Genomic DNA, 20,538 nt, shown 5'->3' on the forward strand with positions numbered 1-20,538 from the left:
GGATACGAAAAAGCCCCGCCGAATCGCTTCGGCGGGGCTCGTTCGGTTACGCCTCGGCGTGGGAGGAGATTACTGCTCCTCGCTCGCCTCGGGCGCCGCTTCGGTCGCGGTCTCGGCGGCTTCGCCCTCGTCCGACTGCTGCAGGTATTCGCCCGCGTCGGCGTCGGTGCCGTGGGTTTCGCCTTCGACCCGCGCCAGCGGATCGTCGCCGATCGCCGCTTCGGGGCCCTGCGCCAGTTCGGCTTCGTGCTCCTCCGCAGCGGTCTGCGCCGCGACCAGCGCTTCCTGCTGCTTCTTCCACGCGGCGCGCAGCGCGGCGTCGCGGCTGGAGGCGGTCACGCGCACCCGGTTCATCGCCGCGCCGGTGCCGGCGGGGATGAGACGGCCGACGATCACGTTCTCCTTAAGGCCGATCAGCGTGTCCTTCTTCCCTTCGACCGCCGCCTGCGTGAGCACGCGGGTGGTTTCCTGGAACGAAGCGGCCGAGATGAACGAACGCGTTTGGAGCGAGGCCTTGGTGATGCCGAGCAGGATCGGGTTACCCGCCGCCGGCGCCTTGCCCTTGCCGAGCTTCGCGTTGATCTCGTTCATCTCTTCCAGGTCGACCTGTTCGCCCGGCAGCAGCGTGGTGTCGCCGCTGTCGGTGATCTCGACCTTCTGCAGCATCTGGCGAACAATCACCTCGATGTGCTTGTCGTTGATCTTCACGCCCTGAAGCCGGTAGACTTCCTGGATTTCGTTGACGAGGTACTCGGCCAGCGCCTCGACCCCCATCACTTCCAGAATGTCGTGCGGGTTGGGCGAGCCCGAGATCAGCGTGTCGCCCTTCTTGACGAAGTCGCCTTCCTGAACGTCGATCACCTTGGTCTTGGGGATCAGGTATTCCACCCGATCACCTTCCTCCGGCACGATCGCGATCTTGCGCTTGGCCTTGTATTCGCGAACGAATTCGATCTTGCCCGAAATTTTGGCGATGATCGAGTTGTCCTTCGGCATGCGCGCCTCGAACAGTTCGGCCACCCGCGGCAGACCGCCGGTGATGTCGCGCGTCTTGGCGGCTTCGCGGCTCGCACGGGCGAGAATGTCGCCCGCATTGACCTGCTGGCCGTCCTCGACCGAGAGCGTGGTGCCCGGGGCGAGCATGTAGCGCGCCGCCTCGGTATCGTCGCCCTTGCCGTCGCCTTCCTCGCCCAGCAGGGTGAGGCGCGGACGCAGATCGTCCTTCTTGGCGCGGCCGGTCGAACGGTTCTCGGTCACGACGCGTTGGGCGATGCCCGTCGCCTCGTCGACCCGCTCTTCCATCGTCTTGGTGTCGATCAGGTCCTGATAGCGGACGACGCCCGACTGCTCCGTGATGATTGGCAGGGTGAACGGATCCCACTCGGCCAGGCGATCGCCTTCCTTCACCTTGGCGCCGTCCTTGTGCATCAGCACGGTGCCGTAGGGGACCTTGTGGATTTCGCGCTCGCGCCCTTCGGCGTCGATCACCGCCAGCTCGCCGTTGCGCGCGAGGCTGAGGATGCGGCCCTTCTTGTCGACGATGGTCGGCATGTCGCGATAGACGACCTTGCCGTCCGAGATCGCCTCGAGATGGCTCGTCTCGTTGAGCTGTGCCGCGCCGCCGATGTGGAAGGTCCGCATGGTCAGCTGGGTGCCCGGCTCGCCGATCGACTGCGCCGCGATGACGCCCACGGCCTCGCCGATGTTCACCGGCGTGCCGCGCGCGAGATCGCGCCCGTAGCAGGTGCCGCAGACGCCCTGTTCGGCCTCGCAGACCAGCGGGCTGCGGATCTTGGCGACCTGAACCTCGGCCTCCTCGATCGCCTTGACCATCGGCTCGTCGAGCAACGTGCCCGCCTTGACGATGACTTCGCCGGTCTTGGCGTTGACGAGGTCCTCAGCCGTGGTGCGGCCGAGGATGCGCTCGCCGAGCGAGGCGATGACCGAGCCGCCCTGCACGATCGCGCGCATTTCCAGCGCGTTGTCGGTCTTGCAGTCGTCCTCGACGATCACGCAGTCCTGCGACACGTCGACCAGACGGCGGGTCAGGTAGCCCGAGTTCGCCGTCTTGAGCGCGGTGTCGGCCAAGCCCTTGCGGGCGCCGTGGGTCGAGTTGAAGTACTCGAGAACGGTCAGGCCTTCCTTGAAGTTCGAGATGATCGGCTGTTCGATGATCTCGCCCGAAGGCTTGGCCATCAGGCCGCGCATGCCGGCGAGCTGCTTCATCTGCGCCGGCGAACCACGCGCGCCCGAATGGCTCATCATGTAGATCGAGTTGATCTGCGCCTCGCGGCCGTCCTTGTCCTTCGGGCGGGCCTTGATCTTGTCCATCATGGCGTCGGCCACCTGGTCGCCGCAACGGCTCCAGGCGTCGATCACCTTGTTGTACTTTTCCTGCTGGGTGATCAGGCCGTCCTGGTACTGCTGCTCGTAGTCGGCGACGAGCGCTTTGGTGTCGTCGACCAGCTTGTCCTTCTCGTGCGGGATGATCATGTCGTCCTTGCCGAACGAGATGCCCGCCTTGAACGCGTGGCGGAAGCCCAGCGCCATGATGGCGTCGGCGAACAGCACCGTGTCCTTCTGGCCGGTGTGGCGATAGACCTGATCGATGACGTCGCCGATCTCCTTCTTGGTGAGGAGGCGGTTGACGATGTCGAACGGAACCTTGTGGTTCTTGGGCAGGCATTCGCCGATCAGCATGCGGCCCGGTGTCGTCTCGAAGCGAACCATCGAGACGTTGCCCTGCTCGTCCGCCTGCGGAACGCGGCTGACGATCTTGGAGTGCAGCGTCACCGCGCCGACGTGCAGCGCCTGGTGAACCTCGGCCATGTCGGCCAGCAGCATGCCCTCGCCCGGCTCGCCTTCGCGGTCCATCGAGAGATAGTAGATGCCCAGCACCATGTCCTGCGAAGGCACGATGATCGGCTTGCCGTTGGCGGGGCTGAGGATGTTGTTGGTGCTCATCATCAGCACGCGCGCTTCCAGCTGCGCCTCGAGGCTCAGCGGGACGTGGACAGCCATCTGGTCGCCGTCGAAGTCCGCATTGAACGCCGAGCAGACCAGCGGGTGGAGCTGGATCGCCTTGCCCTCGATCAGCACCGGCTCGAACGCCTGGATGCCGAGGCGGTGGAGCGTCGGCGCGCGGTTCAGCAGCACCGGGTGCTCGCGGATGACTTCATCCAGGATGTCCCAGACTTCCTTGCGCTCCTTCTCGACCCACTTCTTGGCCTGCTTGAGCGTCATCGACAGGCCCTTGGCGTCGAGCCGGGCGTAGATGAACGGTTTGAACAGCTCGAGCGCCATCTTCTTGGGCAGGCCGCACTGGTGCAGCTTGAGCTCGGGCCCGGTCACGATGACCGAACGGCCCGAATAGTCGACGCGTTTGCCGAGCAGGTTCTGGCGGAAGCGGCCCTGCTTGCCCTTGAGCATGTCCGAGAGCGATTTCAGCGGACGCTTGTTGGCGCCGGTGATCACGCGGCCGCGGCGACCGTTGTCGAACAGCGCGTCGACCGCTTCCTGCAGCATGCGCTTTTCGTTGCGCACGATGATGTCGGGCGCGCGCAGTTCGATCAGGCGCTTCAACCGGTTGTTGCGGTTGATGACGCGGCGATAGAGGTCGTTGAGGTCCGACGTCGCGAAACGGCCGCCGTCGAGCGGCACCAGCGGGCGCAACTCGGGCGGGATCACGGGCACGACCTCGAGGATCATCCATTCGGGGCGGTTGCCGCTCTCGATGAAGCTCTCGACGACCTTCAGGCGCTTGATGATCTTGGCGGGTTTGAGCTTGGACTTGGTCGTCTCGAGCTCTTCGAGAAGGTCGGCCTTCTCCTGTTCGAGATCGAGGTCCATCAGCATGAACTTGACCGCTTCGGCGCCGATCCCGGCGGTGAAGGCGTCCTCGCCGTACTCGTCCTGTGCTTCGAGCAGCTCGTCCTCGGTGAGGAGCTGGAACTTCTCGAGCGGGGTCAGGCCGGGCTCGGTGACGATGTAGCTCTCGAAGTAGAGCACGCGCTCGAGCTGCTTCAACTGCATGTCGAGCAGCAGCCCGATGCGCGACGGCAGCGACTTGAGGAACCAGATGTGCGCGACCGGCGCGGCCAGCTCGATATGGCCCATGCGCTCGCGGCGGACCTTGGTCACGGTGACCTCGACGCCGCACTTCTCGCACACCACGCCCTTGTACTTCATGCGCTTGTACTTGCCGCACAGGCACTCGTAGTCCTTCACCGGGCCGAAGATGCGCGCGCAGAACAGGCCGTCACGCTCGGGCTTGAACGTGCGATAGTTGATCGTCTCGGGCTTCTTGATTTCGCCGAAGCTCCACGAGCGGATCCGCTCCGGGCTGGCGATCCCGATCTGGATCTGGTCGAAGGTTTCCGGCTTCGCGAGCTGGTTGGTGAATTTGGTCAGTTCATTCATGACTTTATTCCCTTGCGGGTGAAATTTCCAAAGCGGGCGGTTACGAGGAGAGGGCGGGCGCCCCCTGCCCCGTTATTCCGCCGCCTCCGGCCACTGGTCCTCGTCGTCCTCGCCGTCGTTCAGCGAGGAGAGTTCGACGTTGAGGCCCAGGCTGCGCATTTCCTTCACGAGCACGTTGAAGCTTTCCGGGATGCCGGCCTCGAAGGTGTCGTCGCCCTTGACGATCGCCTCGTAGACCTTGGTCCGGCCGATCACGTCGTCGGACTTTACGGTCAGCATTTCCTGCAGCGTGTAGGCCGCGCCGTAGGCCTGGAGCGCCCAGACCTCCATCTCGCCGAAGCGCTGGCCGCCGAACTGCGCCTTGCCGCCCAGCGGCTGCTGGGTGACGAGCGAGTAGGGGCCGATCGAACGCGCGTGGATCTTGTCGTCCACGAGGTGGTGGAGCTTCAGCATGTAGATGTAGCCCACGGTCACCTTGCGGTCGAACGCCTCGCCGCTGCGCCCGTCGAACAGCGTCACCTGGCCCGAACCGGGCAGGCCCGCCTTTTCGAGCATCACGGTCACGTCGCCCTCGCGCGCGCCGTCGAACACCGGAGTGCCCATCGGCACGCCGTTGGTGAGGTTGCCCGCGAGTTCGACGATCTCGGCCGGCGAACGCGCGTCGATCTCGTCGTGGTACTGTTCGCCGTAGACGTCCTTCAGCCGCTCCACGACCGCGCTCGGCGCCTTGGCCGTCTCGGGATCGGGATTGGCGGCGCGCCATTCGTCGAGCGCGCCCGCGACCTGCTGGCCGAGGCCGCGCGCGGCCATGCCGAGGTGCGTCTCGAAGATCTGCCCAACGTTCATGCGCGACGGCACGCCCAGCGGGTTGAGCACGATATCGACCGGGGTGCCGTCCTCGAGGAACGGCATGTCCTCGGCCGGAAGGATCCGGCTGATGACGCCCTTGTTGCCGTGGCGGCCGGCCATCTTGTCGCCCGGTTGCAGCTTGCGCTTCACCGCGACGAAGACCTTGACCATCTTGAGCACGCCCGGAGCCAGCTCATCGCCGCGCTCGAGCTTCTCCTTGCGGTCCTCGAACTTCTCGTCGATGCCCTTCACCGCCTCGTCGTACTGCGTCTTGACGGCTTCGATCTGCGACTGGCGGTTGTCGTCCGCGACCGCGAACTTGAACCATTCGTGCCGGTCGACGCCCTCGAGCACCTCGTCGGTGATCTCGGCGCCCTTCTTCACGCCCTTGGGCGCGGCCGAGGCGGTCTGGCCCGTCAGCATGTCCTTGAGCCGGTTGTAGGTCGCCCGGTTGAGGATCGCGCGTTCGTCCTGGCTGTCCTTGCGCAGGCGCTCGATTTCCTCGTTCTGGATCGCACGCGTACGGTCGTCAATCTCGATGCCGTGGCGGTTGAACACCCGCACCTCGACCACCGTGCCGGCGACGCCCGGCGGCAGGCGGAGCGAGGTGTCGCGCACGTCGCTGGCCTTCTCGCCGAAGATCGCGCGGAGGAGCTTTTCCTCCGGCGTCATCGGGCTTTCGCCCTTCGGCGTGATCTTGCCCGCGAGAATGTCGCCCGGATGCACCTCGGCCCCGATGTAGACGATACCCGCTTCGTCGAGGTTGCGCAGCGCTTCCTCACCGACGTTGGGGATGTCGCGGGTGATGTCTTCCGGCCCGAGCTTGGTGTCGCGCGCCATGACCTCGAATTCCTCGATGTGGATCGAGGTGAACACGTCGTCCTTCACGATACGTTCGGAGATCAGGATCGAGTCCTCGTAGTTGTAGCCGTTCCACGGCATGAACGCGACGAGGCTGTTGCGGCCCAGCGCCAGCTCACCCAGATCGGTCGAAGGACCGTCGGCGATGATGTCGCCCGGCTCAATCGTGTCACCAACCTTCACCAGCGGACGCTGGTTGATGCAGGTGTTCTGGTTGGAACGCTGGAACTTCTGCAGGCTGTAGATGTCCACGCCCGACTGGCCCGGTTCGACATCGCCGATCGCGCGGATCACGATGCGGGTCGCGTCCACCTGATCGACCACGCCGCCGCGGGTGGCGGAGATCGCCGCACCCGAATCGCGCGCCACGGTTTCTTCCATGCCGGTGCCGACGAAGGGCGCCTCGGCCTTGACCAGCGGCACCGCCTGGCGCTGCATGTTCGAGCCCATCAGCGCGCGGTTGGCGTCGTCGTTTTCCAGGAACGGAATCAGCGACGCGGCGACCGAGACGAGCTGTTTGGGGCTGACGTCCATCAGCGTGATCTGCTCGCGCGGGAGCATCACGAACTCGCCTTCCTGCCGGGCCGAGACGAGCTCTTCCACGAACGAGCCGTCGTCGTTGAGCTCGGCCGAAGCCTGCGCGACGGCGTGCTTCTGCTCTTCCATCGCCGAGAGATAGGTCACGTCGCCGGTCACCTTGCCGTCGACGATCTTGCGGTACGGCGTCTCGATGAAGCCGTACTTGTTGACCCGGCTGAATGAGGCGAGCGAGTTGATCAGGCCGATGTTCGGCCCTTCGGGCGTCTCGATCGGGCAGATGCGGCCATAGTGCGTCGGGTGCACGTCGCGCACCTCGAAGCCAGCACGCTCACGCGTGAGGCCGCCCGGCCCGAGCGCCGAGACGCGGCGCTTGTGGGTGACTTCGGACAGCGGGTTGGTCTGGTCCATGAACTGCGACAGCTGCGACGACCCGAAGAACTCGCGCACCGCGGCCACGGCGGGCTTCGCGTTGATCAGGTCGTTCGGCATCACGGTGCTGACGTCGACCGAGCTCATCCGCTCCTTCACCGCGCGCTCCATGCGCAGCAGACCGATGCGGTACTGGTTTTCCAGCAGCTCGCCGACCGAGCGCACGCGACGGTTGCCGAGGTTGTCGATGTCGTCGACCTCGCCCTTGCCGTCCTTGAGGCCGACCAGTTCCTTGACCACCGCGAGGATGTCTTCCTTGCGCAGCGTGGTCACGGTGTCCTCGGCATCGAGGCCGAGGCGCATGTTGAGCTTGACGCGACCGACGGCCGACAGGTCGTAGCGCTCGCCGTCGAAGAACAGGCCTTCGAACAGGGCTTCGGCGGTTTCCTTCGTCGGCGGCTCGCCCGGGCGCATGACCTTGTAGATCGCCTCGAGGCCCTCGTCGCGGTTCTCGGCCTTGTCGGCCTTAAGCGTGTTGCGGATCCACGGGCCGGTGTTGACGTCGTCGATGTCGAGCAGTTCGATCCGGTCGACGCCCGCCTTGTCGAGCACGTCGAGGTTGTCGGCGTCGATCTCGTCGCCGGCTTCGACCCAGATGCGGCCGGTCGCCTCGTCGATCATGTCGTTCGCGGCGTAGCGGCCGATGATTTCCTCGGTCGGAATCAGCAGGTTTTCCAGACCGTCCTTGAGCGCCTTGTTCGCGGCGCGCGGGCTGATCTTCTGGTTGGCCGCGAAAATCTCCTCGCCGGTCTTGGCGTCGACCAGCGCGAAGGACGGCTTGGCGCCGCGCCACTGCTCGGGCACGAACGGCATCTTCCAGCCTTCACCCGCCTTGCCGGAGACGCGCTCCCACACGACGGTGTCATAGAAGTGGTGCAGGATCGCTTCGCTGTCGAGGCCGAGCGCGTAGAGCAGCGCGGTGACCGGCAGCTTGCGCTTGCGGTCGATGCGCACGTTCACGATGTCCTTCGCGTCGAACTCGAAATCGAGCCACGAGCCGCGGTAGGGGATCACCCGCGCGGCGAACAGCAGCTTGCCCGAGCTGTGGGTCTTGCCGCGATCATGGTCGAACAGCACACCCGGCGAACGGTGCATCTGGCTGACGATCACGCGCTCGGTGCCGTTGATGATGAAGGTGCCGTTCCCGGTCATGAGCGGCATGTCGCCCATGTACACGTCCTGCTCCTTGATATCGAGGACGGAGCGGGTCTCGGTTTCCTGATCCACCTCGAACACGATGAGGCGCAGCGTGACCTTCATCGGGGCGGCGTAGGTGATGCCGCGCTGGCGGCATTCGGTGGTGTCGTACTTGGGCGGCTCGAGCTCGTAGTGCACGAAATCGAGCTCGGCGGTGCCGGCGAAGTCGCGGATCGGGAAGACGCTGCGCAGCGTCTTTTCCAGGCCCGAGACGTAGTCGATCGACGGATCGGAGCGCAGGAAGAACTCGTAGCTCTCGCGCTGGACCTCGATCAGGTTCGGCATCTGCACCACTTCGTGGATGTCGCCGAAAATCCTGCGGATGCGCTTCTTCGCGGTCCCGGTGTTGGTTCCGGCCTTCTGGAGTGCCTTCGCCCCGGTCTTCTTCGCCTTGGTCGCCATGGAGGTGATTCGCCTCTTCGTGTGCTACGCCGGGGCGGTGCGCCGCCGGCCAAGTTCATGCTCGTGCACGTGATCGCCATGTCGCCAGAGACGCCAAAAAGCCGCAGCAAATCGCACCCTTGCGGGGCCTGCTGCAGCTACATCAACGTCGCGACTATGGATTCGCCGCTTCCATCCTGAGGCCTGTTCCCGCGCATGAACAGGCCTTGCTCGAAGCGTGCGGTCGAGGGGCTATGTAGGATTTGCCCCCGGCGATGTCAACGCGGGCAAGATGCACACGTCCGGAGAAGACCGGTCGGATTGCGACACGAAAACGACCGATTATCGTTTTTCGATATTATTGATTGACGATATTCCGAATCGCTCTTATTGATTTTCGATATCGACAATCAAGGAGATCGATATGTCTCGTCTCTTCAGCGCCGCTTTCGGCTTCATCATCCTCGCCGTCGCATCCATCGGGACGACCGTCGGTATGCCGACGGTTACGGCTAAGGTTCCCGCCTCCCCGATCCTTATCGCCGAATTCACATGAACCCAAACGCGCTTACCAACCCTGCACTGTCCTAAAACTCGGGAATTTTCTCATGACTGATAGACCTAACGATGCCCTACTCCGCTTCGGCAAGGCGTTTGCTTTAATCCTTCAGGGGGTGTGCGCCCTGGCAGGAGGTGTTGCTCTCTTGCTCATCCCGATTGTCCCGCTGGCCAGCCAAGATATGCTTCCCGAGTTCCTTGATTTAAACGACCTTCCGATCATAGAGGCGTCGCCCCTCTCGGTTTTCAGCATAGCTCTCATGCTGGCAATGATCCTTGCTGCGCTGTTCTACTTCTTCGGCAAAATGCGCGCTCTTATTAAGAGCGTCGGCGAGGGCGACCCTTTCATCCCCGAAAACGCACGGCGTCTCAACGCGATGGCGTGGCTGCTTCTCGGTGTGCAGGTTTTGACCGTGCTGGTCGGAGGACTCCGCCTCTATCTTGTGAACCTCGTGGACGATGCCGCAAACGGCAGAGCCAGCATCGACGTCAGTTTTTATGATCTTGACGGCATGCTAATGGTGATCATCCTGTTTATCCTCGCCCGCGTGTTCCGCCACGGCGCCGCCATGCGCGACGATCTCGAGGGGACCGTATAATGCCCCCCGAAAGCAACGACAGCGAAGGAACCGCCATTGTGGTCAGGCTCGACGATCTGCTCCACGAACGTCGCATGACGCTGACCGAGCTGGCCGAGCGCGTCGGCCTGACGCTGGCCAACCTTTCCATCCTCAAGACCGGGAAGGCGCGCGCGATCCGCTTCTCCACGCTCCAGGCGATCTGTCGCGAACTGGAATGCCAGCCGGGCGACCTGCTCGAATACACCGCCAACCAGTTCGAGCAGTAACGGTGTCGCGCGCCGCGCAGGTGCTGAACGTTCATCGCAGAGCCTTGATATCTGAACGGAAAAATATTCGCCGGTAGCGATTTTTCGATTGGGAACCAATGCGGATTGTGGCAATTATATGGCGGGTAGAGAAAGGAATTACCTCATGAAGAAGCTCGCACTCACTGCCGCCCTCCCGCTTGCCCTCGCGCTCGGCGCTTGCGGCGACACCGCGACCGATACGACCGACGACACGATGTCGGCCGACACCGCCGCGGACACGATGGCCAACGACACCATGACCGATCCGGCCGCCGACCCGATGGCCGATCCCATGGCCGACGACACCATGACCGATCCGATGGCCGACGACACGATGCCCGCGGACGACATGACCGCCGAGCCGGCCGATCCGATGGCCGAGGAAACCACCGAACCGATGTAATCGGCTCGGCCAACGCACGACGCCGGTTCTTCCGGCAGGAGGCCCGCCCACCCGGCGGGCCTCTTTCGTTTCGGGCTTCCTTGCCCGATCTTCGCGCTTGACTTGGCGCGCCGCGCCGCTAGATGCGCGCCTCGACCGCCGGGGCCTCGCGCTGCGCCGGTCATCCGTCCGAGACAGTTGGTGACCGGAATATGCCGGTCTTAATTTCCAGCCTAGACGGGGACAGAGATTTCGCAGGGGTCCGCCCCTGCCCGCGCCACGGCGCACCTCCTTCCCTTCGTCGAACGGACTGCCCCGTACCGGTCAGCGGTGCGGAGCGATTGTGAGCCGGTCGCGGGCGCGCCAGCGCGTGCGGCCATATGAAGGAGTATGGCATGGATCGTTCGCAGAAAGCCGATGCGGTCGCCCAGCTCAATGCGGTCTTCAACGAGGTCGGCGTGGTGGTTGTCACCCGCAACCTCGGCCTGTCGGTGGCGCAGTCCACCGATCTGCGTTCGAAGATGCGCGAAGCCGGTGCGTCCTACAAGGTTGCGAAGAACCGCCTTGCTACGCTCGCCCTGAAAGACACCGCGTACGAAGGCCTCGAGGAATACCTCGCCGGCCCGACCGCGCTCGCCTGGTCGCAAGACCCGGTGGCGGCCGCCAAGGCCGCGGTGGAATTCGCCAAGACGAACGAGAAACTCGAAATCGTCGGCGGATCGATGGGCGGGCAGATGCTTGACGAAGCAGGGGTGCGGGCGCTTGCCTCGCTGCCTTCGCTCGACGAGCTTCGCGGCAAGCTGGTGGGCCTCGTCAACGCCCCGGCGACCAAGATCGCCCAGGTCGTCAACGCGCCCGCCGCAAAGCTCGCCCGCGTGTTCGGTGCCTATGGCGCCAAGGACGCGGCGTAAGCGGTTTTCGCAAGATACGCGATTTTTCCGGGGCACCTGCCCCAGCCTGTTTTTTAGGAGTGATACATCATGGCCGACGTAGCCAAGCTGGTTGAAGAACTTTCGAAGCTGACCGTCCTCGAGGCGGCCGAACTCGCCAAGGCGCTGGAAGAAGAGTGGGGCGTTAGCGCCGCCGCTGCCGTCGCCGTTGCCGGCCCCGCCGCGGGCGGCGATGCCCCCGCAGCCGAAGAGAAGGACGAATTCGACGTCATCCTCACCGGCGACGGTGGCAAGAAGATCCAGGTCATCAAGGAAGTCCGCGCCATCACCGGCCTGGGCCTGACCGAAGCCAAGGCACTGGTCGAAGGCGCGCCCAAGCCGCTCAAGGAAGGCGTGAACAAGGCCGAGGCCGAAGAGGTCAAGGGCAAGATCGAAGCTGCCGGCGGCACCGTCGAGCTCAAGTAAGCTTCTTCTCGTTCGAGAAACACGAAGGGCGGTGCCGCAAGGCGCCGCCCTTTTCGTTTGCCCGCCCTGCAACTGCATTCTTCAGCGTTTCCTCATCCCGTGCTCATGCCGCTCACCGCGATCCCTGAGATAGAAGATCGTCCAATTCACGATGGAGGCGATCGAATGGCGGAATTCGGCGCGGGGACGGTAAGGCGGCCCTTAAACTACTGGCGGATCGGGCGCTGGAGCGCGGCTTGCGTGCTGCTGCTCGTTCCGCTGGCGATGATGCAGGTCAGCGACGAATGGCACTGGACCGCCGCCAGCTTCGTATTTGCCGGCGCGGCGATCGGCGGGACGATCCTGCTCTACGAATTCGCCGAGCGGCTGAACCACAGCCGCGCCTACCGCGCGGGCGTCGCTCTCGTGCTGCTCGCCTGCTTCCTCACCGTGTGGACGACGATCGTGCGCGACGACGGCACCGGCATGGCTTATTTCATGATCGTCATGGCGGCGGGCACGAGCGCCTTCGCCGCGCGGTTCCGGCCCGCGGGCATGGCGCGCGCCATGCTCGGCGTCGCGGCGATGCAGGCGTTGCTGGGTATCGCGGTCGCGACCGCGCCGGCAACCGCGCAGACGCCCGATGGCCCGACGAGCGCGCTGGCCTTCGCCGCCGTGTTCACCGCGCTGTGGCTGGCCGCCGCGCTCTGCTTCCGTGCTTCAGTGAGCGCAGCGCCCGAGCACTGAGGGCATGCAAGGGTCGGTGTGTCCTGGCGGACGCTCCTGCCGGCGAAATTCGGCTGCGCCTGCGATCCCGCTTCCCGCCCCGGCGCGGCGCGCCTATCCGGGCCGGCTTTATGTCCGACCCCCGCCCCTCTTCGCCCTGGCGCACCGAGATCGCCGCGACTTACCGGCTCGCGTGGCCGCTCGCGCTCGCGAATCTGCTGCAGATGCTGACCTACGCGATCGACGTGATCTTCATCGCGCGGCTGGGCGAAGCGCCGCTGGCCGCCTCGGCGATCGTGGTCGCGGTGTTCGGCGTAGTGCTGTGGGCGCTGTCCGGCCTCACCGGTGCGGTCGCGCCGCTGATCGCGGCGGAGATCGGCGCGCGCGCGCCCGCGCTGCGACCGGTGCGCCGCGCCACGCGCATGGGGCTGTGGCTGGCGGTGATCGCCGGGATCGGCGGCATGGGCCTGTGCATGCTGCTCGATCCGGTGATGCGCCTGACCGGGCAGGACGGCGAGGTCATCGCGCTCGCCAACCAGTACAACACGGTGATCGTGTGGTCGCTGGTGCCGATGCTGATCGCCAACGTGCTGCGCAATTTCGTGTCCGCGCTGGGCCGCCCGGTGTTCGCCACCGCGATCACGGGCGGCGGAATTCTGGTGAACGCGCTGGGCAACTATGCCTTCGTGTTCGGCAATCTCGGCGCGCCCGAACTGGGCCTGCGCGGCGCGGCGGTGGCGACGATCCTGACCACGCTCGTCACGATGACCGCCTATATCGTCGCGATCCGGCTCGATCCGCGGTTGCACCGCTACCGCGTGTTCGGGTTCTTCTGGCGGCCCGACTGGCGGCGAATGGCGCAGATCGCGCGCATCGGCACGCCGATCGCGCTGACGATTACGGCCGAGGCGGGCATCTTCGGCGCCGCCGCGTTCCTGATGGGCGCGATCGGCACCGCGCAGCTCGCTGCGCACACGGTGGCGCTGCAGATCGCCTCGCTGGCCTTTCAGGTGCCGTTCGGGATCGGTCAGGCGGCGACCATCCGCGTCGGCTATTTCTACGGCGCGCGCGACCGCGAAGGCGTGGGCCGCGCAGGCTGGACGGCGATCGCGATGGGCACCGGCTTCATGATGCTGACGGCGCTGGCGATAATCCTCGCGCCCGAACTGCTGCTGGCGATCTATCTCGACCCATGGGCGCCGGAAAACGCGGTGCTGGTCGGCTTCGCGCTGCGCTATCTGGTGATCGCCGCAGCGTTCCAGCTGTTCGACGGGATGCAGGCGGTCGCCGCCGGATCGCTGCGCGGCCTGCAGGACACGCGCGTGCCGATGTGGATCGCGGTGTTCGCCTACTGGGTGCCGGGGATCGGTACGTCGCTGGTGCTCGGTTTCAAGACGCCGCTGGGCGGCCTCGGCGTATGGATCGGGCTCGCCACCGGCCTGACGTTCGCCGCCGCGCTGCTGGTGTGGCGCTGGCGGCGGCGCGACGCGCTCGGCCTCACGCCCTCTTTCTCTCAGGTCGCCCTGCTGCACGGCTGATCGCAGCGAGCGGATTTTTGCGCGACGCCTGCTTGACTCGCCCGTCCGACATTCCCAAATGCCCGCCGCTGGCACTCTCCGCGCGGGAGTGCCAGACCGCAGTTTCATCATTCGATTACAGAAAGGTCACACCATGGCATTTCGTCCGCTGCACGACCGCGTACTGGTCCGTCGCATCGAAGCCGAAGAAAAGACCGCCGGGGGCATCATCATCCCCGACAGCGCCAAGGAAAAGCCGAGCGAGGGCGAGATCGTCTCCGTCGGTTCGGGCGCGAAGGCGGAAGACGGCAAGGTCACCCCGCTCGACGTGAAGGCGGGCGACCGCGTGTTGTTCGGCAAGTGGTCGGGCACCGAGGTCAAGCTCGACGGCGAAGACCTGCTGATCATGAAGGAAAGCGACATCATGGGGATCATCGGCTGATCCGCCTGATCCTGTCACGAACGCATTTCTTCAACTAACCCACAGAATTCCAGGAGAAACACCAATGGCTGCCAAGGACGTGAAATTCTCGCGCGACGCGCGCGAAGGCATCCTCCGCGGTGTCGACACCCTCGCCAACGCGGTGAAGGTGACGCTCGGCCCCAAGGGCCGCAACGTCGTGATCGACAAGAGCTTCGGCGCCCCGCGCATCACCAAGGACGGCGTTACCGTCGCCAAGGAAATCGAACTCAAGGACAAGTTCGAGAACATGGGCGCGCAGATGCTCAAGGAAGTCGCTTCGAAGTCGAACGACGCCGCGGGTGACGGCACCACCACCGCCACCGTGCTCGCCCAGTCGATCGTGACCGAGGGCATGAAGTCGGTCGCCGCCGGCATGAACCCGATGGACCTGAAGCGCGGCATCGACCTCGCGGTCGAAAAGGTCGTCGAAGACCTCAAGAGCCGTTCGAAGGACGTGTCGGGCTCCAGCGAGATCGCCCAGGTCGGCGTGATCTCGGCCAACGGCGACCGCGAAGTCGGCGAGAAGATCGCCGAGGCGATGGAGAAGGTCGGCAAGGAAGGCGTGATCACCGTCGACGAGAGCAAGGGCCTCGAATTCGAGCTTGAGACCGTCGAAGGCATGCAGTTCGATCGCGGCTACCTCTCGCCGTACTTCATCACCAACCCGGAAAAGATGACGGTCGAGCTGGAAAACCCGTACATCCTGATCCACGAGAAAAAGCTGTCGAACCTGCAGGCGATGCTGCCGGTGCTCGAAGCCGCGGTTCAGTCGGGCCGTCCGCTGCTGATCATCGCGGAAGACATCGAAGGCGAAGCGCTGGCGACCCTGGTGGTCAACAAGCTGCGCGGCGGCCTGAAGGTCGCGGCCGTCAAGGCGCCCGGCTTCGGCGATCGCCGCAAGGCGATGCTGCAGGACATCGCGATCCTGACCAAGGGCGAGATGATTTCCGAAGATCTCGGCATCAAGCTCGAGAACGTCACGCTCGGCATGCTCGGTGAAGCCAAGAAGGTCACCATCGACAAGGACAACACCACCATCGTCGATGGTGCGGGCGACGAGGCCGACATCAAGGCCCGCGTCGGCGAAATCCGCACGCAGATCGACAACACCTCCAGCGACTACGACCGCGAGAAGCTGCAGGAGCGTCTCGCCAAGCTCGCCGGCGGCGTTGCCGTGATCAAGGTCGGCGGTGCCACCGAAGTCGAGGTGAAGGAGCGCAAGGACCGCGTCGACGACGCGCTGCACGCGACCCGCGCCGCGGTGGAAGAAGGCATCGTTCCCGGCGGCGGCACTGCCCTCCTCTATGCCGCCAAGGCGCTCGACGGCCTGACCGGCGAGAACGAGGACCAGACGCGCGGGATCGACATCGTGCGCCGCGGCCTGCAGGCTCCGGTCCGTCAGATCGCTCAGAACGCGGGCCACGACGGCGCCGTCGTCGCGGGCAAGCTGAACGACGGCAACGACGAATCGCTCGGCTTCAACGCCGCGACCGATACGTACGAGAACCTCGTCGCCGCCGGCGTGATCGACCCGACCAAGGTCGTTCGCACCGCGCTGCAGAACGCAGCCTCGGTCGCCGGTCTGCTGATCACCACCGAAGCCGCGGTGGTCGAGAAGCCGGAAGACAAGTCGTCCGCCCCCGCGATGCCCGACATGGGCGGTATGGGTGGAATGGGCGGCATGGGCTTCTAAGCTCGGCCAACCGGATCGATACACGAGAGGCCCGGCGGAGCGATCCGCCGGGCCTTTTGCTTTTCATACAGGCGCTTGTCGGGTAAACGGTGCGGGCGAGGCAGGAGAGGCGATGCCGGCAGATCACGACAGTCAGCGCCGCGCGATGGTCACGCGCCAGATCCGTCACCGCGGGATCGCCGATCCGCGCATCCTCGCCGCCTTCGGCGAAGTGCCGCGCGAACGCTTCGTGCCCGCCGACCTCGCCGAGTTCGCCTACGACGACGGCCCGCTGCCGATCGGCGAGGGGCAGACGATCAGCCAGCCGTACATCGTCGCCTGCATGATCGAAGCGGTCGGGATCGAAGCGGGGGATCGCGTGCTCGAGGTCGGCGCGGGATCGGGTTACGCCGCCGCCGTGCTGTCGCGCCTGGCCGGTCAGGTCTTCGCCATCGAACGCCACGCGATCCTCGCCCAGCAGGCGCGCGAGCGGATCGAAGCGCTCGGCTACGGCAACTGTACGGTGATCGCGGGCGATGGCATGGACGGGCTGCCGGGCGAAGCGCCGTTCGACGCGATCCTCGTCGCCGCGCGCGGGCTCGAAGTGCCCGATGCGCTCCGGCACCAACTCGCGGTCGGCGGGCGCATGGTCATCCCGATCGGCGACGAAGCGGTGCAGCAGCTACGTTGCGTGGTCCGTACAGCCGAGGATGCGTGGGACAGCCACGACATCGCGCCGGTGCGGTTCGTGCCGCTGCTGCCCGGCGCGGTGGCCGAAGACGGCGCCCGGGCGGCCACCGACCACCGGCCCGCGCGCGACCGGACGCTGCCCGAACTGATCGCCGATGCCGCCATCCCCTTGGGCGAGATCGCCGACCCCGGCTTCGCCAGCGCTTTCGACCGCTTCGCCGATCGCCGCGTGGTCATGCTCGGCGAATGCAGCCACGGCACGTACGAATTCTATGCCGCGCGGGCCGCGATCACCCGCCATCTGGTGCAGCGGCACGGGTTCAACGTGATCGCGGTCGAAGGCGACTGGCCCGATGCCGCCGCCTACGACCGCTACATCCGCAGCAAACCGCAGCGCACCGGCGCGCCGCCGCCGTTCCAGCGCTTTCCGACGTGGATGTGGCGCAACACCGTGATTCCCGGCCTGCTGCGCGATCTCAAGGCCATCAACGCGCACCGCGACGAGCGCGACCAAGCGGGCTTCTACGGCCTCGACATCTACAACATGTCGGGCTCGATCGAAGCGGTGCTCGCCTATCTCGACGAACACGATCCCGACACCGCGGCGGTCGCGCGCGAGCGCTACGGCTGCCTGACCCCGTGGCAGGCCGACCCTGCGACCTACGGCCGCGCGGCGCTGCGTAGCGGCTATGCCGAATGCGAGGCGGCGGTGGTCGCGCAATGTCGCGACCTGCTCGAAACCGCGCTGGCGGAAGACGGCGATGGCTTGGGCGCGGCGATGAACGCGCGGCTGATCGCTTCGGCGGAACGCTATTACCGCGCGATGTACTATGGCGGTTCGGAGAGCTGGAACCTGCGCGACAGCCACATGGCCAAAACGCTCGAACACCTGCTCGATGCGCGCGGGCCGCACGCGAAGGCGGTGGTCTGGGCGCACAACAGCCATATCGGCGACGCGCGCGCGACCGAGATGGGCTCGGTGCGCGGCGAGCACGATATCGGCCAACTGGCGCGCGAGAAGTGGGGCCGCGACGTAGCGCTGATCGGGTTCGGGACGCATGGCGGCACCGTCTCGGCGGCGAGCGACTGGGACGGTGAGCGCGAGGTCAAGCGCATCGTCCCCTCGCGCCGCGACAGCTACGAGCGGCTGTGCCACGACAGCGGCGTGGCGCGCTTCCTGCTCGACCTGACCGGCGACGGCCCGCTCGCCCGGCGGCTGGCCGAGCCGCTGCTCGAACGGTTCATCGGGGTGATCTACCGCCCCGAGAGCGAACGCTGGAGCCACTACAGCGAAGTCGTGCTGCCCGAGCAGTTCGACGGCTACGTCTGGTTCGACGAAACCCGCGCGCTCGAGCCGCTGGAGCGGCACGAACCGAACAGCAACATTCCCGAAACCTGGCCCTTCGGCCTCTAGCCGCCCCGGCGGCTCGCCTCCACCGCGTCGAGCGCGGCCTGCGGCCACGTCACCTGTGTCTGCGTCTGCGGGTTGAACACGCCGCCCGGATATTCCGCGGCGGTCGCCGCGGCGATCTCGGCTTCGGTCAGGAACTCGCTCGGCTCCAGCGCGAAGACGTCGAGCCCGCGGGTGATCTCGGTCGCGTAGATGCGCCCCTTGTACCAGTAGGCCGACCAGTATCCACCGGTGACGAGCTGATCCTTGTCCACCGGCCCGCGATCGAAATAGGCGATCTCCACCGGGTTTTCGGCATCGGTGAAGTCGATCACGCTGATCCCGCCCTGATACCACGCCTGCACGAAGATATCGCGCCCCGGCACCGGGATGATCGAGCCGTTGTGCGCGACGCAGTTTTCCATGTCGGTCTGCGGCGCGGGCAGCTTGTAGAGGCTGCGGAACTCGAGCTTGTCGTCTTCGATCGCATAGATCGCGTCGGCGCCCCAGTTCATCGGATCGCCGGCCTGGCAGCGCGGTCGGCCGCCCCCACCCCATTCGTCGGTGAACAGCACCTTCGTGCCGTCGTTGTTGAAGGTGGCCGAGTGCCAATAGGCGAAGCCCTTCTCGGTCACGTCGTCGATCCGCTCGGGCTTCAAGGGGTTCGAGATGTCGAGCACGATGCCGTTGCCCGAACAGGCGCCGGCGGCGATGTTCTTCGCCGGGAACACGGTGATGTCGTGACACTGGTTGGTGACGTTGGTGTCCTGCGTCCCCTCGCCGTGGTCGCCGCCGCGCCACAGGCCCGCGATCTGCCCGTCCTTGGCGAACACGCGCGGACGATCGACGATGCGCGCGGCCGCGGGATCCGCCACCGGGATCTCGATCACGTCGATCGAGAACAGCGCGGTGTCGTCGCCCGGCGCATCGGTGCAACCTTCGAGCTCGTCTTCCTCGCGCACGTAGGACGTGCCCGAGTTGTAGACCACGATCCGCCGGTCGTCGGCCGAGACGATCGAGTGCGTGTGGCTGCCGCGGCAGGTCTGCACCTGCCCGACCTGCAGGGGGCGCGTGAAATCGGAGATATCGAAGATGCGGATGCCGCGGAACCGCTCGGGGCTGGTGCGCCCGTCGACGCCCTGCAGCCCGCAGTCGATCCGCCCGCGGCTGTCCTCCACGCTCATGATGAGGAGGTCGCCCACGATCGAGACGTCGCCCTGCCCGCCCGGGCAGACGGTGGAGCTGACGAGCGCGGGCACGCCGTCTTCGCCCAGCCGGTAGGCGTTGAAGCCGTGGTAGCTGCCCGCCACCAGCATATCGCCGGAGAACGCCATATCGGTGTTGGCGAACGACAGCAGCGATCCGCGTTCGCCGAACTGCGGCTTGTCCTCTTCGCCGTCCGCCTTGTCGGCATCGGCGTCCTTGCCGGCGCCTTCGGCCTCGTCCTTTTCCTTGATCGGGCGGAACTGGCCGGGGTTGGCGGGATCGAAGAAGCCGGCGGGCTTGGCCAGCGCGACGACATGGCGCAGGTTGCTGATCGCTTCGCCCGCATCGCGCAGGCCCGGCTTGAGCGCCACCCGCGGATCGGTCGAGAGCCCGGCGAGGACGCCGTTCATCCGGTCGATCTCGGCCTGCTGGTCGCTCACCACGTCGTTGGTGAATTCGAACAGCACCGGCTCGTAGGCGGTGCCGGGCTGTTCGTGCAGTTCCTCGACCATGTCGATCGCGCCCAGGTGGTGGGGGATCATCAGCTCGAGGAACATACGGTCGAACGCGGTGCCGTTCGCATCGGCGAGTTGCGCCATCTGCTCGGGCGTCGCCATCCCCTTCATCTGGTGGTCGTGATGCGCGTGGCCCATTCCGGCCATCGCCACCGGCTGGGAATGTTCGTTGAGCCAGTCGGTCATGAAGCCGATCTCGTCCTTCTGGCTGCCGTCGATCCGCCCGGCGATCGCGACGATGTCGGCGTTGTTCGTCCGGTCCGCCACCAGCGCTGCCATGTCCACCGCCTGCTGGTGATGGACGATCATGCCCTGCATGAAGGTAACGTCCGCCGGCGCGAACGAGGTGTCGGCGAGCTTCGTCGCGTCCGCGGCGCTGAGTGTCTTGGTCGCCTCCCCCGGCGCGCCGGGCTGAACGATCGGCGCATCCTGCGCGGCGAGCGTGGTCGCGGTGGCGAGCAGGCTGGCGGCGAGCGACAGGCGAGCGAAACGGCGTGCGGTCATGATGGTGCGTCCCCTTGAAATTTTCCCGCGCGAGAAG

General features: G+C 65.8%; 13 protein-coding genes. 10 read left to right on the plus strand and 3 right to left on the minus strand.

From position 1 onward, the window contains the following. Window positions 1–69: 69 nt before the first annotated feature. Window positions 70–4,419 (minus strand): DNA-directed RNA polymerase subunit beta', encoded by a 4,350-nt coding sequence (gene rpoC / locus ACE3QC_RS07215; protein WP_374406758.1) that lies wholly within the window; start codon window positions 4,417–4,419, stop codon window positions 70–72. 72 nt (window positions 4,420–4,491) lie between these two features. Then, window positions 4,492–8,697, minus strand: coding sequence for a DNA-directed RNA polymerase subunit beta (gene rpoB, locus ACE3QC_RS07220; RefSeq protein ID WP_374406760.1), 4,206 nt, complete (start codon window positions 8,695–8,697; stop codon window positions 4,492–4,494). A gap of 587 nt (window positions 8,698–9,284) precedes the next feature. Here rpoB and ACE3QC_RS07225 point away from each other — a divergent pair. The 10 genes from ACE3QC_RS07225 to ACE3QC_RS07270 all read left to right on the plus strand — a co-directional run bounded on the left by ACE3QC_RS07225 (window position 9,285) and on the right by ACE3QC_RS07270 (window position 18,300). Beyond that, window positions 9,285–9,833, plus strand: coding sequence for a DUF2975 domain-containing protein (locus ACE3QC_RS07225; protein WP_374406762.1), 549 nt, complete (start codon window positions 9,285–9,287; stop codon window positions 9,831–9,833). Then, window positions 9,833–10,081, plus strand: a complete 249-nt coding sequence (locus tag ACE3QC_RS07230) for a helix-turn-helix domain-containing protein (protein WP_374406764.1) — start codon at window positions 9,833–9,835, stop codon at window positions 10,079–10,081. The genes ACE3QC_RS07225 and ACE3QC_RS07230 overlap by 1 nt, the downstream gene beginning before the upstream one ends. 145 nt (window positions 10,082–10,226) lie before the next feature. Next, the gene (locus ACE3QC_RS07235; protein ID WP_374406765.1) at window positions 10,227–10,505 is read left to right on the plus strand and encodes a hypothetical protein; all 279 of its coding nucleotides are present in this window, start codon (window positions 10,227–10,229) and stop codon (window positions 10,503–10,505) included. A 374-nt stretch (window positions 10,506–10,879) separates the two neighbouring features. Beyond that, window positions 10,880–11,395: a 50S ribosomal protein L10 gene (gene rplJ, locus ACE3QC_RS07240; RefSeq protein WP_374406767.1), complete on the plus strand. Its 516-nt coding sequence runs from the start codon at window positions 10,880–10,882 to the stop codon at window positions 11,393–11,395. A 69-nt stretch (window positions 11,396–11,464) separates the two neighbouring features. Next, window positions 11,465–11,839 (plus strand): 50S ribosomal protein L7/L12, encoded by a 375-nt coding sequence (gene rplL, locus ACE3QC_RS07245; RefSeq protein WP_374406769.1) that lies wholly within the window; start codon window positions 11,465–11,467, stop codon window positions 11,837–11,839. A gap of 165 nt (window positions 11,840–12,004) precedes the next feature. Further along, entirely contained in the window at window positions 12,005–12,565 is a 561-nt protein-coding gene (locus ACE3QC_RS07250; RefSeq protein WP_374406770.1) for a hypothetical protein, read from the plus strand. A gap of 110 nt (window positions 12,566–12,675) precedes the next feature. Further along, the gene (locus tag ACE3QC_RS07255; RefSeq protein WP_374406772.1) at window positions 12,676–14,082 is read left to right on the plus strand and encodes an MATE family efflux transporter; all 1,407 of its coding nucleotides are present in this window, start codon (window positions 12,676–12,678) and stop codon (window positions 14,080–14,082) included. Window positions 14,083–14,215: 133 nt separating this feature from the next. Beyond that, the gene (gene groES, locus ACE3QC_RS07260; protein ID WP_374406774.1) at window positions 14,216–14,503 is read left to right on the plus strand and encodes a co-chaperone GroES; all 288 of its coding nucleotides are present in this window, start codon (window positions 14,216–14,218) and stop codon (window positions 14,501–14,503) included. A gap of 64 nt (window positions 14,504–14,567) precedes the next feature. Further along, window positions 14,568–16,217: a chaperonin GroEL gene (gene groL / locus ACE3QC_RS07265; RefSeq protein ID WP_374406776.1), complete on the plus strand. Its 1,650-nt coding sequence runs from the start codon at window positions 14,568–14,570 to the stop codon at window positions 16,215–16,217. 112 nt (window positions 16,218–16,329) lie between these two features. Beyond that, the gene (locus ACE3QC_RS07270) at window positions 16,330–18,300 is read left to right on the plus strand and encodes a protein-L-isoaspartate(D-aspartate) O-methyltransferase (RefSeq protein WP_374406778.1); all 1,971 of its coding nucleotides are present in this window, start codon (window positions 16,330–16,332) and stop codon (window positions 18,298–18,300) included. Here ACE3QC_RS07270 and ACE3QC_RS07275 read toward each other — a convergent pair. Beyond that, on the minus strand, window positions 18,297–20,501 hold the full coding sequence (locus ACE3QC_RS07275; RefSeq protein ID WP_374406780.1) for a DUF305 domain-containing protein: 2,205 nt from the start codon (window positions 20,499–20,501) through the stop codon (window positions 18,297–18,299). The genes ACE3QC_RS07270 and ACE3QC_RS07275 overlap by 4 nt on opposite strands. Between the last annotated feature and the right edge of the window lie 37 nt (window positions 20,502–20,538).

This window comes from Pelagerythrobacter sp. (assembly GCF_041912895.1).
Lineage (GTDB): Bacteria > Pseudomonadota > Alphaproteobacteria > Sphingomonadales > Sphingomonadaceae > Pelagerythrobacter.

Excerpts from the sequence above, each read along its gene's own strand:
- rplL (WP_374406769.1), top strand. The coding sequence starts at position 11,465 with ATGGCCGACGTAGCCAAGCTGGTTGAAGAACTTTCGAAGCTGACCGTC.
- rpoB (WP_374406760.1), bottom strand. The coding sequence starts at position 8,697 with ATGGCGACCAAGGCGAAGAAGACCGGGGCGAAGGCACTCCAGAAGGCC.
- ACE3QC_RS07275 (WP_374406780.1), bottom strand. The coding sequence starts at position 20,501 with ATGACCGCACGCCGTTTCGCTCGCCTGTCGCTCGCCGCCAGCCTGCTC.
- ACE3QC_RS07250 (WP_374406770.1), top strand. The coding sequence starts at position 12,005 with ATGGCGGAATTCGGCGCGGGGACGGTAAGGCGGCCCTTAAACTACTGG.
- ACE3QC_RS07270 (WP_374406778.1), top strand. The coding sequence starts at position 16,330 with ATGCCGGCAGATCACGACAGTCAGCGCCGCGCGATGGTCACGCGCCAG.
- ACE3QC_RS07235 (WP_374406765.1), top strand. The coding sequence starts at position 10,227 with ATGAAGAAGCTCGCACTCACTGCCGCCCTCCCGCTTGCCCTCGCGCTC.
- ACE3QC_RS07230 (WP_374406764.1), top strand. The coding sequence starts at position 9,833 with ATGCCCCCCGAAAGCAACGACAGCGAAGGAACCGCCATTGTGGTCAGG.
- groES (WP_374406774.1), top strand. The coding sequence starts at position 14,216 with ATGGCATTTCGTCCGCTGCACGACCGCGTACTGGTCCGTCGCATCGAA.
- ACE3QC_RS07255 (WP_374406772.1), top strand. The coding sequence starts at position 12,676 with ATGTCCGACCCCCGCCCCTCTTCGCCCTGGCGCACCGAGATCGCCGCG.
- ACE3QC_RS07225 (WP_374406762.1), top strand. The coding sequence starts at position 9,285 with ATGACTGATAGACCTAACGATGCCCTACTCCGCTTCGGCAAGGCGTTT.
- rpoC (WP_374406758.1), bottom strand. The coding sequence starts at position 4,419 with ATGAATGAACTGACCAAATTCACCAACCAGCTCGCGAAGCCGGAAACC.
- rplJ (WP_374406767.1), top strand. The coding sequence starts at position 10,880 with ATGGATCGTTCGCAGAAAGCCGATGCGGTCGCCCAGCTCAATGCGGTC.
- groL (WP_374406776.1), top strand. The coding sequence starts at position 14,568 with ATGGCTGCCAAGGACGTGAAATTCTCGCGCGACGCGCGCGAAGGCATC.